Below are 13143 nucleotides of genomic sequence, written 5' to 3' on the forward strand. Positions count from 1 at the left end.
GGGCGGCGCGATCATAGCGACAGATAGGAGAAGCCAGGCCATATCACCCCGAAGAAGACGTAGAGGTCCCAAAAAGTCATGCCCCCCAGCACGGCCCAGGCCGCCACGCTTCGTTTCGCCCGGGGGACGAGGAGCAACAGCCCTCCGGCTTGCAAATAGGCCAGGGCCCAACCGGCGGGATAGAGAAGCCGTCCCTGAGAGGCATAGACCCCGCTATTGTAGATGAGAAAGGCGCCAAAGGCCAACAGCAGCCAGGCCGGAGCCAGGCATTGCACCAGGCGCTCGCGAAAATCCGGGCCGTGCCAAATACACTTGGTCCAGAAAGCCAGACCCAACAAACCGCTCACGACCAGCAGGGCATCCAGCACCCGGTAGGCGGCGTGGTGCATGAGCAGGCCGAACTGGCCGTACACCGCATAGTAGCTCCAGCGGAAGCCTTCGAACTCCTCGCGGAAAAAATCCCAGGGATACATCACCGCCTGCCGCGTGGCCACGTAGGGGGCCCACAGGGAGCGCTCCACCAGCAAGGCGTCGCCGAACACCGCATAATTGCGGGCCAGCCAGGGGGCCAAGAGCAATAGGGTGCTTGCGGCGGCCGCCGCGGCCAGGGCCAGGCAGCGCACCCAGGAGAGGCCCCAGGCGCGGCCCCCCAGGAACAAGGCCCCGGCGCAGACCCCGGCCAGGGCCACGGCGTTCATCTTGGCGTAGGCGGCCAGGGCGCAAAGGGCCCCCAGCAGGGCGGCCCGCCATAGCGAGGGCGGGTCGGCGGCGCGCAGGGTGCGGGTCAGGGCGTACAGGGCAAGCCCGGCCAGGGCGGTGGCGGCCACGTCGTTGCCCACCGAGGCGCAGGTCTCCAACCAGCGGGGGTTGAGGGCCCACAGCGCCCCGGCGGCCAGGGTGAGGGCCGGGTCGCGGTTGCTCAGCTCCCAGAACAGCCCCAGGCCCAGGAGCACCGCGCCCAGGCCCCAGAGCAGGGAGGTGGCCCGCATGGCGTACATCGCCCGGACGGCGCCCCGCTGGTCCAGGCCGCTCAGGGGGCGGTAGCGGCGGTGAGGGCCTTGCCCGGGCGGCACCGGTTGGCAACGAAACTCTGGGTCGATACTGGGGAAGGCCAGGGGGCCGTGGAAATCGCTGAGCCACACCACCGGGGCCAGGCTCAGGTAATAGAGCGGGGTCTGGAACTTCTCCTGCCGAGCTATGATGCGGGCCTGGTGAGCCAGGCGGTGGTCGCGCTCCAGCAGCTTGGCCTCCCAGTACACCGCCTGGCAAAAGTGGCCCCGCTCGTCGGGGTTCTCGTAGGGCGGCATAAGCACGGCCATGGCCGCGGCCCCCAGCCAGAACAAGATCAGGAGCGCCGCCCATCCGGGAGGGAGGGATTTCAAGCCGTCAGCTCCCGCAAAGGTCCTTCAAGCAAAGAGGCCAGGCGCGCCTTTTGGGCGTAGGGGTGATAGGCATAGGCCGTGGCCCGCGCCCGGAGGCGCATCAGCTGCCGCTCTCCGGCCCGGCTGGGCTGCATCATCTCTTCCAGGCGCCCCAGCAGGGGGCCGGGCTCGTCCAGCAGACAGTTGTAGCCGTCGCGCAGGTATTCGCTGCCGCCCTTCACCGGCACCGAGGCCACCAGGCACCCGGCGGCCATGGCCTCCAGGGCGGGCAAGCCGAAGTCCTCGCCCAGCGAGGTGGCCAGATACACCCCGGCCTGCTGAAGATATGCGCAGAGCTTCCCTTCGTTCAGGCCGTCCAGGGGCCGCCAGTTCAGCTTGCTCAGGGAGCGCGCCGCCCGGGTGGCGATCTCCAGGCCGCGCCGGGGCATGTAGGCCGCCTCGTTGTCCAGCTTGGCCGGGCCCGGGGCAAAGAAGCAGGGCGACACGCTGATGCCCACGGGCACGGTATCGCGGCCGTAGTCCTCGCGGGCCACGCGGTCGGCGTCCTCCCAGCAGGTGAGCAGGGTGATGCGCGGGTCCCCGAAGATCCGGCTCATGTTGGTCACGCCCTGCACATGGCAGGCAAGGCGGCATCCGGTTTCGCCCACCAACTCTAGGTCCGGGGGCCAGGTGATGAAGGCCCAATCGCGGGGTGTGATGCGTTCCAGAGCTTCCCCTTGCTTCATTACCGGCACGGCGCAAGGGAACCAGGCGGGAGCGTCTCCCTTTGGCGTGGCCACCACCCCGGGCGCGCCCAGGGAGATGAGCATCTCCATGAACTGGCAGCCGACCTTCACCCCGCCGGCGATGCCCGCGGTGGGCAGGAAGTAATAGATCACTTGAGCACCCCCTTGGCCCACATGCCGGGCAGGGTGATGAGCCCCATGGCCACGGCGAAAAACGCGCCGTAGTGCCGGGCCGCGAACTTGAGCCGCCCCCGGGCCAGGAGCCAGCGGCGGCGGGCGGTGGTCACGCGGGAGCCTTGTGCGGTGAGGTGGGGCAGGGTGTAGGGCAGCTCGACCACGCGGCCGCCGGCCTGGTGCAGTCGGAGGCCCAGCTCCACATCCTCCATGTACATGAAGTAGGCGGTGGGCAACCCCCCCAGCTCGAAAAACAAATCTCTTCGCACGAACAGGCAGGCCCCATGGGCCCATTGCCAGGACTCGTTCTGATAGCCCGGCAAACGGCGCATCCACTCCAGCCTCCGGGGCCAGGGCCAGCCCAGCACCATGAGGTCGTGGGCAAGCTTCCAGCGGCTGTAGCCGGGCTGGCGGCCGGGCACCCGCCGGCCGTGGTCGTCCAGGGCCGGGGCGGCGATGATCTTGCCGCCCTGGCGCAGCGCCTCCAGGCCCATTTCGAAAAGCTCGGGCCGGGCCAGGCAGTCCGGGTTGAGCAGGCACAGGTATTCGCTGTCCGTCGCCCGCGCACCCTGGTTCACCGCGCGGGCAAAGCCCAGATTGGCGGGCATCCCGAGAACCCGCGCCCCCGCCTTCTGGGCCAAGATCGCGCTCTGGTCGCTGGAGGCATTGTCCACCACCAGGGCCGCGTCCTTCCAGGGGCCCAGCGCTTCCAGGCAATCGGCGATCACTTCGGCCGAGTTGTAGGTCACGATGATAACGCTCAGCTTCACGCCTGGTCCACCCCCCGCCGCCAAGTGCGGCGGATGCGCAGGGTTTGCCGCCAGCCGGGGCGCATGCAAAAGTTGCTGAAGTGGCACACGAAGGCCCCGGGGCGGGGAAAGCCCTGGTCCCAGTGCTCGCAGTGGTTCCAATGCCAGGGCAGCTCCCGGCAGGCCTGGGGCCGAAGGCTGTTGGCATAGTATTGAAAGTAATCCTGGTCGGCCACCATGTGCTCGCCTACCCGATGGTCGCCGGGCCGCAGGGTCAGCATCTCCTGGGCCCAGGCGCTGAAGCGCTCCAGCTCGTCCCGCCGGCCCAGCACCACCCCGGAATTATAATAGCGGTATTGCTCCAAGGGAGGCGGCGATTCATCCGGGGCCAGCCAGGCCAGGGAGTGCTCCTGGTAGTGACGCAGGAAATCGGCCCGGCTCATGCTGGAGCCCAGGATGGTGGTCTGCTCCACCAGACCCAGGCCACGGCGGTCCAGGGCCCGGCGGATGTGGTCCGGCGTCAGGTCGCGCACCAGCACCGCGTCCGCGTCCAGAAGCATGATCAGCTCGGAGTCGGTCCGCTCCAAGAGGGCCTTCAGGCCGGTGAGCTTGGCCAGAAAGCGCCGTGCCCGCACCCGGCTTTGCACCGGCCCCAAGGGATGGACCAGCATGCGTCGCCGGGGCAGCAGACCGGTCTTGAGCAGATGGTCGGTGACCAGGAACACCTTGAAGCCGCTGCGTTTGAGCACCGATAGGGCCGCCTGACGTCCGGCGAGGTAATAGGCCGGGTGTCCGTGTATGGTGAGACACACCCAAACTTCGGCGGAATTCATGGTGGCGCCTTTGCTTCTCTCTCGCTTACCCATGCCCCTCTAGTATCGCAAAGGGCGATGGCCGGACCAGGAGGGACGGGATCAGCATTTGCTCAATGTACCACTTTAGGAAGGGACTCTGGGGAATTCGGAGCGCAAGGATGAGGGAAGGGGGGCTAGTGGCGGCCGCCCAGGGGCTTGGCCTCGTGGCGCATCAGGGTGACCGTGGACACGAAGATCAGGGCCCCGCCCAGGAGCACCCAGGGGCCGATGGCCTCGTCGAAGAGGAACCAGCCCAACAGGGCGGCAAAGATGAGGCGGGTGAAGTCCAGGGGCAGGATGGCCGTGGTTTGGCCCTGGCCGAAGGCGCGGGTGACCGAGTGCTGCAGCCCGGTGGCCAGGGCGCCCAGGAGCAGAAGGCCTGCCAGCTCGGCCCAGCTGGGGGCTTGCCAGAAAAATAGCGCCACGGCCAGGGACATGGGGGTCATGAGCATGGCGTTGTAGAGCACGATGGCGTTGGCCGACTCGGTCTTGGCCAGGGAGCTGATCAGGAGCAGGTTCACCGCGATCAACAATGCTCCGGCCAGGGCGTAGAGCGAGCCGGGGTCGAAGATGTGGCTCCCCGGCCGCAGGATGATGATCATGCCCGCGAAGCTGACCGCCGTGGCCAGCAGCCGCGAGGCGCGCGGCTTTTCCTTGAAAAAGATCATCGCGCCGATGGTGGTGAACAGCGGCGCGGTGAAGGTGATGGCCGTGGCCTCGGCAATGGGGATCACGGTGAAGGCGTGGAACAGGGCCAGGGTGGCGAGGGTGGCGGCCACGGCCCGGGCCAGGTGCATGCCCAGGCGGTGGGTCTTCATGTTGCGCAGGCCCCGGCGGTGCCAGACCAGCATGGCCAGGAAGATGACCGTTGTGCGGAAGAACACGATCTCCGGCGAGCTGAGGCTCTGGGAGAACAGGCGCACCGTGGCCGCCACCAGGGCGAACAGGATGCAATAGGCCAGCATCCACAGGCTGCCTCGCAGGTGGCTGCCCGGAGGCGGGGGGCTTTGTCTTGCGGCTATGGCGCTCAGGGCCGGAGCACCGTCTTGAAGCCCTGGCCCGCGGCCAGGCGCTGGAAGGCCTCCACCGCCTGGGACAGGGGCAGGGTCTCGCCGATGGCCTTTACGAAGCGGTCCTGGTCGGCGGCCGGGAGCTGGGCCAGGTAATCCAGCAGGCGGCTCCAGGTGCGCTCCGGCGCGGCCGGGCTGCCGATGATGGCCGTCTCGGTGCGCACCGCCAGATTGGTGTTCACCCGCGCCTCAGCGGCCACGATGCCCAGAACCACCACCAGGCCCCGCTTGCGCACCATGCGCAGGCCCAGGTCCAGGCCCATTGGCGCGCCGCTTACCTCGAACACCGCATCCGCGCCCCGGCCCTTGGTCTGCTCCGTGATGAGCCCTTGCAGCTCTTCCAGGCTGGTGGCAACGTGGACCCGGGCCAGGTTGGACCGGAAGATGGCCAGGCGTTCTTCGTCTTGGGGCAGACCGAGGACGAAGACGCGGGAGGCCCCACCCAGCTCGGCCAGCAGGGCGGTTAGGTAGCCCAGGGGGCCGGGGCCTATGATGGCCACATTGCGCCCTTGCAGGCCGCCCGCCTTGAGCACCGCGTTGAAGGCAATGGATATGGGCTCGGACAATACGGCCAGTTCCGCCGGATAGCCGGTTGGCAGCACATGGCAGTTGCGCGCGGGCACGGCCACGTACTGGGCCATGGCCCCGGAGTAGTGCACCCCCAGGAGTTGGCGGTGGTCGCAGATGGCCTCTTGCCCGGCCAGACAAGAGGGGCAGCGGCCGCAGGAGATGGGGGTGCGCGAGACCACCCGGTCGCCAATGGACACGCCCTCCGCGCCGGGGCCCAGCTCCTCCACGATGCCGGTGTACTCGTGGCCCAGGATGGCGGGCAACATGCCCGCGAAGCGCTCCTGATAATCCGGGGTCCAGTGATAGGCGTGCAGATCGCTGCCGCAGATGCCGGCCAGCTCCACCCGCACCAGCACCCAGCCGGGCTTAAACTCGGGCGAGGGCACCTCCATCACCGCGACGCGCTGGGCCTGGGGCAGGTCCTTGACCACCGCGAGCATGGCTCTTCTCCTTGGTCCCGGCCGGGCCGGGCCTAGTCCATCAGGGTGCCGCCGTTCACGTCCAGGGTGTGGCCGGTGATGAAGGCGGCATTCTCCGAGCATAGGAAATGGGCGGCCTCGGCGATCTCCTCGGGCTTGCCCAGGCGCTTGAGCGGCACCTTGGCGGCCACCGCCTCCCACTGGGCCGAGGGTATCATCTCGCCCTCGATGGGGCCGGGAGCCACGCAGTTTACCCGGATGCCGTCCAAAGACAGCTCCACGGCCAGGGACTTGGTGAGCGAGATCACCCCGGCCTTGGAGGCGCAGTAGTGGGCCTTGGTGGCTCCGGGGTTGGCCCCCAGGGCCGCGAACCCGGTCTTGGCCGCCCGCGAGCTGACCAGCACCATGGCCGCGCCCGGCCCGGCGGCGCGCAGGGCCGGTATGGCCGCGCGGCACAGGTTGAACGCGCCGGTGAGGTTCACCCGGATCACGCTCTCCCACTCTTCCAGGCTGGTCTGTTCGATGGACTTGGCCGGCTTGGTGATGCCCGCCGAATGCACCAGGGCCTTGAGCGGCCCGCGCTCCCGGGCCAGGGCCACCCAGCGGGCGCAGTCCTCGGGCTTGGTCACGTCGCCTTGCACGGCCAGCGCGCCGTTGCCGATGGCCGCGGCCTGCTCGGAAGCGTCCTGCAGGTCGGCCAGGACCACCAGATGATCGCGGGCAAACACCCGGGCGCAGGCCAGGCCGATGTTGCTGGCCGCGCCGCTGATCAGGGCCACGCCTTTTGGCTCGCTCATAACAGGCTACTTTCCCCGGGCCCCTAAAACTCGGGCCCGATCTTGAGCAAGGTCTTGATGCTTTTGCCGGCCAGGATGCGTTGCTCGAACACTTCGGGCAACTCCTCCAGGCCGATGAGTTCGCTGATCATGGGCCGCCCGTCCAGCTTACCCTCGGCCATCCACGCCAGGATCTGCTTGTTCTCCTCGTGGGTGTTGGAGATGCTGGCGGTGAGCTTGGCCTCGGTGAAAGTGAGCCGCCGCATGGGGATGCGCGCGAAATCGCTGATCACGCTGACCACGGTGATGCGCCCCTGCACGGCTATGAAGTCCAGGGCCAGGGGCACGTTGCTGGCAATGCCCGAGCACTCGAAGATGGCGTCGAATCCCCGGTTGTCGGTCAGGTCGAAGACGTTGTAACCCAGGTTGTCGCTGATTGGGTCCACCGCGCGCTCAGCCCCGAACTTCAGGCCCAGCTCGCGCTTGGCCTCCACCGGCTCGCTGAGCAGGATGGGCCCGAAGCCGTGCAGCTTGAGCAGAGCCACCATGGCCAGGCCTATGGGCCCCCCGCCCATGACCAAGGCCGAGCCACCGGTGGCCCCGGAGCAGTTAAGGCCGTGGTAGGACGAGGCGAACATCTCGGCCAGGGCCGCGTTGCGCGAGTCCACCCCGTCGGGGATGGGGATGAGCATCCCCGGCAACACCCGCACGTACTCGGCAAAGCCGCCGGGCAGATCGCGCACCCCCAGCAGGCGGCGGTACTCGGAGCAGAAGTGGGGCTTGCCGCTCAGGCAGGCCTCGCAGCCGCCGCAAAAGGTGGGGCGCATCATCACCCGCTGGCCGGGCTGCCAGCCTTCGACGCCTTGCCCCACCTCGTGGATCACCGCGCTGATCTCGTGCCCCAGGATATAGCCTTCCTCGAAGAAACCCTTCTTGATGAAGGATATGTCCGAGCCGCAGACTCCGGTGTCGGCCACCCGCACCACCACCTCGTTCGGCCCGGCGGTGGGCGTGGGCACCTCGGTGAAGCGCAGGCCGTGCTGGCGGGAACAGACTACTGCTTTCATGCCGCTGGCTCCCAGGCCCCTCAATCCATGAGGGTGCCGCCGTTTACGTCCATGGTGTGTCCGGTGATGAAGCGGGCTTTGTCCGAGCACAGGAACCAGCAGGCGTCGGCAATGTCCTCGGGATCGCCCATGCGCTTCAGGGGCACCTTCTGGGCGATGCTCTCCCAGAAGTCCGGATTAATGGTGGCGCCCGGGCGCCCATCGGGATTGACGCTCCTGATGGGGCCCGGAGCCACGCTGTTCACTCTTATCTGGTCTTCGCTCAGTTCATAGGCCAGGCACTTGACCAAGCAGATCACCCCGGCCTTGGAGCAGCAATAATGCGCCTTGGACATCTTGGTGGCGCCCAGGCTGGCGGTGCCGCCCTTGCCCGAACGCGAGGAGATCAAGACGATGGACTTGTCCTCGAAGCCGGAGCGTTTCAGGGCGGGGATGGCCGCCCGGGACAAGTAGAAGCTGCCCGTCAGGTTCACCTTTAGCACCTGGTCCCATTCGCCCAGGTCCAGGTTTTCCACGAACTCGCCGGGTGAGCTGATGCCCACCGTGTTGATCACGCTCTTGAGGCCACCGTGCTTTTCGGCCTCGGCCACCCAGGCCAGGCAATCGTCGTAGTTGCTGATGTCGCCGCGCAGGCCCATGGCCCGCTCCGGCCCAAGCTCCTCGACCACCGCCGAGGGGTCGCCCATGTCGGCCACCACCACGAAATGATCCTGGGCCATGAGGCGGGCGCAGGCCGCGCCGATGTTGTTGGCTCCTCCGGCCACCAGGGCCACGGGCTTATTGCTGCTCATGTTATCCTCGCTCCCCGCTAGGAAAGGGAGCCGGTGTCCGTGGCGTCGGAGTGCCGCGCCTCGGGGTCCAGGGCCACTTCGATCACCGTCACCTTGTTGCTGTCGTGGGAGGCCTTCAGCGCGTCCATGAAGCTATCGCTGGTGCCCACCTGCATGGCCTGGGCGCCCATGCCCTTGGCCATTTCGGCGAAGTTGATGTACTCGAAGTCGCAGTAGACCTTGTTGGGGATCTGGTTGTCGCGCACCATGCCCAGGCCCGAGTTGTTGAGCACCACGAAGGTGATGGGCTGGTTGAACTGCACGGCGGTGGCCACCGCGTCGTGGGTCATCATGAAGCCGCCGTCGCCGGCGATCATGGTCACGCGCTTGTCCGGGCGGGCGAACTTGACGCCCACCGCGGCGGGAGCGCCCCAGCCCATGGCCCCGGTGCCGCCGGGGGTGATGTAGTTGCCCGGGAAGCGGCAGCGGATGACGTGCTTGCACCAGATGCTGTTGTTGCCCGCGTCGGTCACCAGCAGGTCGTCGGCGGTCATGAAGCGGTTCATGGTGTTGTACACGTCAACGTAGTGCATCTTGCCCGGGGCGGTCACGTAGGACATCACCTCGTCGTACTTGTTGCGCGCCTTGAGCTGGGTGATCCACTCGAAGCGGGCTTCCTTCTGGGAGGCGTCCAGCTTCTTGGCCAAGAGGTACTCCACCACGTCCTTGCAGTCGCCGGTGATGGGCAGGTCCACGGGCACCACCCAGGAGGCGTTGCGCGGGTCGATGTCCACCTGCACCAGCTTCTGGCTGCCCGGGCGGATCATGCCGGGGTCGCGGAAGCGGGTGTAGTCCGCGCCCAGGCTGGCGCCCAGCATGAGCACCAGGTCCGCCTCGGCCAGGAGGCGGTGGGAGGCCTTGGTGCCGCCGAAGGAGCCCAGGGTGCCAGCGCACACGGTGGAGGTCTCGTCGATGATACTCTTGCCGTTGGTGCTGGTGACCACGCCGATGCCCAGCTCGTTGCACAGCTGGAACAGGGCCTCGCCCGCGCCGGACTGGCGCGCGCCGAAACCGGCCAGCACCACCGGGCGCTTGGCCTCATTGATCATCTCGGCCAGCTTGTCCATGGCCTCCACGCTGGGGTAGGGCGGGGTGTAGAGCAGGTAGTTGGGAGTGGGGTAGACCTCGCTTTTCATCACCGAGGGGTAGTCCTCGCGCACGAAGTCGGTGCGGAAGATGCACGCGCCCACGCCCTTGCGCGGGGTGTTGCAGTGCTTGAGGGCCATCTGCATGCCGAAGATCGCCTCGTCCGGGCGGGTGGCCAGGGCGGAGAACTTGCAGAGGTGGTCGATGGAGGCCTTGGCGTCGCCCGCGCCGTAGTCGCCGGTCATGGACTGGTACACGCCGTAGGCCCCCATGCCGTCATAGTCGCTGGTGCAGGCCAGGAACATCATGGGAGTGCCCGAGTAGAAGGCCTCCAGGCAGCCGAAGGCGCCGGTGGTCACCGCCCAGGGGCCCTGGCCCATGAACACGCCGGGGGCGTCCTTCATGCGGCCGTAGGCCTGGGCCATGATGGAGGCGGACTGCTCGCTGCGTCCCAGGATGACCTGGATCTCGTCGCGGCGGTCATAAAATGCCGGAGCCAGCCAGGTGATGCCCAGCCCCGGAAAGGTGAAAACTTGCTTGATGCCGGCCTGGATGAGCACATCCACCATCTTGTCGCGGGTCTTGACCTCAGCCACTTTTACTTCCTCCTAGAATGACGGCCGTGTAAAACGTGTTCAGGCCCGGCCTCCGGGGCCGAGCCTTGTTCAGGCAAACTAAGCAGGCTTTTCGCACTTGCCCCGGACGGCGGTTTACAAAGCCGCCAGCCCTGGCTTTCCTTGGCGAAGCTCGCCGTATTGCCCTGTATTTTCAACCCTTAATCCTTTTTGCCCCCCGCCGCCGAATTGGCTTGACAGGGATTCTTTGTTGCTGTTATGGTCGACCATAGCACAACGCAAAACTAGTATCAAATTAATTTTTGCAAGGGACGCGGACAAAATGGCTCAAGCCGAGTCGACCAACGGGGCCCGGATCATCGCCGAAACCATCAAGGGATACGGCATCTCCCATGTCTTCTATGTAGAGGCAATCCTGCGGCAGACCCTAATCCGGCTGGAAGAGCTGGGCGTCAAGCGGATCGTGACCCACTCCGAGAAGTCCGCCGCCTACATGGCCGACGGCATGGCCCGCATCACCAAGAAGCCCGCGGTGTGCATGGCCCAGTCCGTGGGCGCGGGCAACCTGGCCGCCGGGCTGCAGGACGCCTGGCTGGGACACTCCCCGGTGATCGCCATCACCGGCCAGAAGCAGGTGGCTCACCGCTACCGCAACGCCTACCAGGAGGTCTACCACCGGCCCTATTACGAGCCGGTGACCAAGTACAACGTGGAGGTCAACACCCTGGAGCAGCTCCCCCTGCTGCTGCGCCAGGCCTTCCGCGAGGCCACCACCGGCTGCCCCGGCCCGGCCCACCTGGAGGTCTACGGCATCCTGGGCGAGGAGCTGGAGCGCGAGACCGGCAACATTCCCCTGGTGTGCGAACAGCGCTACGCCACCATGCCCCCCGAGCGACCCGCCCCGGCCACGGCAGACGTGGAGGCGGCGGCCAAGGCCCTGGAGGCGGCCTCGCGCCCGGTGGTGGTCTTTGGCAGCGGCGCGGTGATCTCCGATGCCGGGGCCGAGATCCTGGCCCTGGCCGAGAAGCTGGCCATGCCCATTGCCTTCGCGGTGGACGGCAACGGCCTGGTGCCGCCCGACCATCCCTTGTGCCTGGGCCCGGTGGGCACCTACAGCCGCTGGTGCGCCAACCAGTGCGTGTCCGAGGCCGATCTTGTGCTCTTCGTGGGCACGGGCACCGGCGACCAGGTGACCAACATGTGGAAGATCCCCGCCCCGGGCACCCAGGTCATCGAGGTGAACATCGAGCCCTCCCAGGTGGGGGTGAACTACCCCAACCTCTGCTCGCTCATCGGCGACGCCAAGCTAGCGGTGGGCATGTTGGCCGAGGCGGTGGGTGCCCGGCGGGGCGAGACCGAGTGGAGCCGCCACGCGGCCGGGTTGGTCAAGGCCTGGCGCGAGGAGGTGGAGCCCTTGATGAACTCCGACGCCCGGCCCATCCGGCCCGAGCGCCTCTGCCGCGAGATAAGCAAGGCCCTGCCCGACGACGGCATCCTGGTCTCCTGCACCGGCAACTCGGCCATCTGGTCCGGCACCATGATCGAGCTGACCAAGCCCGGCCAGACCTACATCCGGGCGGCGGGCGGCTCCCTGGGCTGGGCCTTCCCCGCCTCCCTGGGCGTGGCCTGCGGCGCGCCCGAGCGCCCGGTGATCTGCTTCACCGGCGACGGCGGCTTCTACTATCACCTCAGCGAGCTGGAGACCGCGGCCCGCTGGAACATCCCGGTGGTGGTGCTGGTGAACAACAACGGCGGCTACGGCCAGTGCCTCAGGGGCATTCGCGGGGCTTATGGCGATCACCCCGGCCGCAAGGAAGACCAGTACCTTTTCCATCAGGTGAACCTGGCCAAGGTGGCCAAAGAGCTGGGCTGCGAGGGCGAGCGGGTGGAAGACCCGGCGCGCATCGGCGGGGCCATTGCAGATGCCGTGGCCTCCAAGCGCCCCACCGTGGTGGAGGTGATGACCGACATCGACTGCCTGAGCCCGGTGCCCTGGCAGCCGCCCCTGGCCGCTTAGGCCAAAGCATTTACCAGGCAGAGATGAGTCCAAGCATGGAAACCTCGCCCCAACCAGCGGGCCCCCTGCGCGGCCAGGTGGCCATAGTCACCGGCGGCGGCCAGGGCATCGGACGGGAAATCGCCCTGCGCCTGGCCCATGACGGCGCGCGTCTGGTGCTGGCCGATGTGAACCTGGAGGGCTGCCGTGAGACCGCCGAGCTGATCGCCAACTGCGGCGGAGCCCCGGCCGTGTTGATCCAGGCCGACGTGAGCCAAGAGGAGCAGGTGGCCGCGCTCATGGCCCAGGCCTTCGAGGCGGTCGGACGCATCGACATCCTGGTGAACAACTCCGGCATCGCCGGGCCCAGCGCCCTGGTGGAGGACATAGCCCTGGAGGACTGGGAAGCCACCATGGCGGTGAATCTGCGCGGCGTATTCCTGGGCTGCAAGCACGTTCTGCCCTACATGAAAAAGGCGGGCCGGGGCTCAATCGTGAACGTCAGTTCGGTGACCGCCAAGCGCCCCTTGCCCCGGCGCACCCCTTACGGTGCCTCCAAGATGGCGGTGATCGGCTTCACCCGCACCCTGGCCGCCGAGGCCGGGGAAAAGGGCATCCGGGTGAACGCGGTGTGCCCCGGCGCAGTGGCCGGGCCCCGCCAAGACCAGATTCTTTTGAACACCTGCGCCCAGACCGGCCAGACCCTGGAAGAGGCGAGGGCGGCCAAGGCTTCCACCTCGCCGCTCAAGACGCTGGTGGAGCCTTCCCAGGTGGCGGCGGTGGTGTCCTTCCTGTGCGGCCCGGACGCCTCGGCCATTACCGGGCAGGACATCAACGTATCGGCCGGCGCGGTCATGTACTAGGGAGCGA

At 67.5% G+C, this 13143-nt stretch carries 12 protein-coding genes; 2 read left to right on the forward strand and 10 right to left on the reverse strand.

The window, feature by feature from the left end; translation table 11 throughout:
- Positions 1 to 11 precede the first annotated feature (11 nt).
- The 10 genes from KQH53_16185 to KQH53_16230 form a co-directional block, all read right to left on the reverse strand.
- Complete coding sequence (locus KQH53_16185) at positions 12 to 1382, reverse strand: hypothetical protein (GenBank protein MCB2228220.1); 1371 nt, start codon at positions 1380 to 1382, stop codon at positions 12 to 14.
- Complete coding sequence (locus tag KQH53_16190; GenBank protein ID MCB2228221.1) at positions 1379 to 2260, reverse strand: glycosyltransferase; 882 nt, start codon at positions 2258 to 2260, stop codon at positions 1379 to 1381. The genes KQH53_16185 and KQH53_16190 overlap by 4 nt, the downstream gene beginning before the upstream one ends.
- On the reverse strand, positions 2257 to 3051 hold the full coding sequence (locus KQH53_16195; protein MCB2228222.1) for a glycosyltransferase family 2 protein: 795 nt from the start codon (positions 3049 to 3051) through the stop codon (positions 2257 to 2259). The genes KQH53_16190 and KQH53_16195 overlap by 4 nt, the downstream gene beginning before the upstream one ends.
- Positions 3048 to 3863, reverse strand: coding sequence for a hypothetical protein (locus tag KQH53_16200; protein MCB2228223.1), 816 nt, complete (start codon positions 3861 to 3863; stop codon positions 3048 to 3050). Before KQH53_16200 ends, KQH53_16195 begins: the two co-directional genes overlap by 4 nt.
- A gap of 155 nt (positions 3864 to 4018) precedes the next feature.
- Positions 4019 to 4849, reverse strand: coding sequence for a DMT family transporter (locus KQH53_16205; GenBank protein ID MCB2228224.1), 831 nt, complete (start codon positions 4847 to 4849; stop codon positions 4019 to 4021).
- Positions 4850 to 4911: 62 nt separating this feature from the next.
- Positions 4912 to 5964 (reverse strand): alcohol dehydrogenase catalytic domain-containing protein, encoded by a 1053-nt coding sequence (locus KQH53_16210; protein ID MCB2228225.1) that lies wholly within the window; start codon positions 5962 to 5964, stop codon positions 4912 to 4914.
- A 32-nt stretch (positions 5965 to 5996) separates the two neighbouring features.
- Positions 5997 to 6740 carry an SDR family oxidoreductase gene (locus tag KQH53_16215; GenBank protein ID MCB2228226.1) on the reverse strand — a complete coding sequence of 248 codons (744 nt, stop codon included), beginning with the start codon at positions 6738 to 6740 and terminating at the stop codon, positions 5997 to 5999.
- A 23-nt stretch (positions 6741 to 6763) separates the two neighbouring features.
- Positions 6764 to 7786: an alcohol dehydrogenase catalytic domain-containing protein gene (locus KQH53_16220; GenBank protein MCB2228227.1), complete on the reverse strand. Its 1023-nt coding sequence runs from the start codon at positions 7784 to 7786 to the stop codon at positions 6764 to 6766.
- A 20-nt stretch (positions 7787 to 7806) separates the two neighbouring features.
- Positions 7807 to 8577 carry an SDR family oxidoreductase gene (locus tag KQH53_16225; protein ID MCB2228228.1) on the reverse strand — a complete coding sequence of 257 codons (771 nt, stop codon included), beginning with the start codon at positions 8575 to 8577 and terminating at the stop codon, positions 7807 to 7809.
- A gap of 17 nt (positions 8578 to 8594) precedes the next feature.
- The gene (locus KQH53_16230; GenBank protein MCB2228229.1) at positions 8595 to 10298 is read right to left on the reverse strand and encodes a thiamine pyrophosphate-binding protein; all 1704 of its coding nucleotides are present in this window, start codon (positions 10296 to 10298) and stop codon (positions 8595 to 8597) included.
- A 301-nt stretch (positions 10299 to 10599) separates the two neighbouring features.
- Here KQH53_16230 and KQH53_16235 point away from each other — a divergent pair, with 301 nt between their 5' ends.
- Together KQH53_16235 and KQH53_16240 are read left to right on the forward strand one after the other, a co-directional pair.
- Positions 10600 to 12294, forward strand: a complete 1695-nt coding sequence (locus KQH53_16235; protein MCB2228230.1) for a thiamine pyrophosphate-binding protein — start codon at positions 10600 to 10602, stop codon at positions 12292 to 12294.
- A gap of 35 nt (positions 12295 to 12329) precedes the next feature.
- Entirely contained in the window at positions 12330 to 13136 is an 807-nt protein-coding gene (locus KQH53_16240) for an SDR family oxidoreductase (GenBank protein ID MCB2228231.1), read from the forward strand.
- Positions 13137 to 13143: the final 7 nt, after the last annotated feature.

This window comes from Desulfarculaceae bacterium, assembly GCA_020444545.1.
Lineage (GTDB): Bacteria > Desulfobacterota > Desulfarculia > Desulfarculales > Desulfarculaceae > Desulfoferula.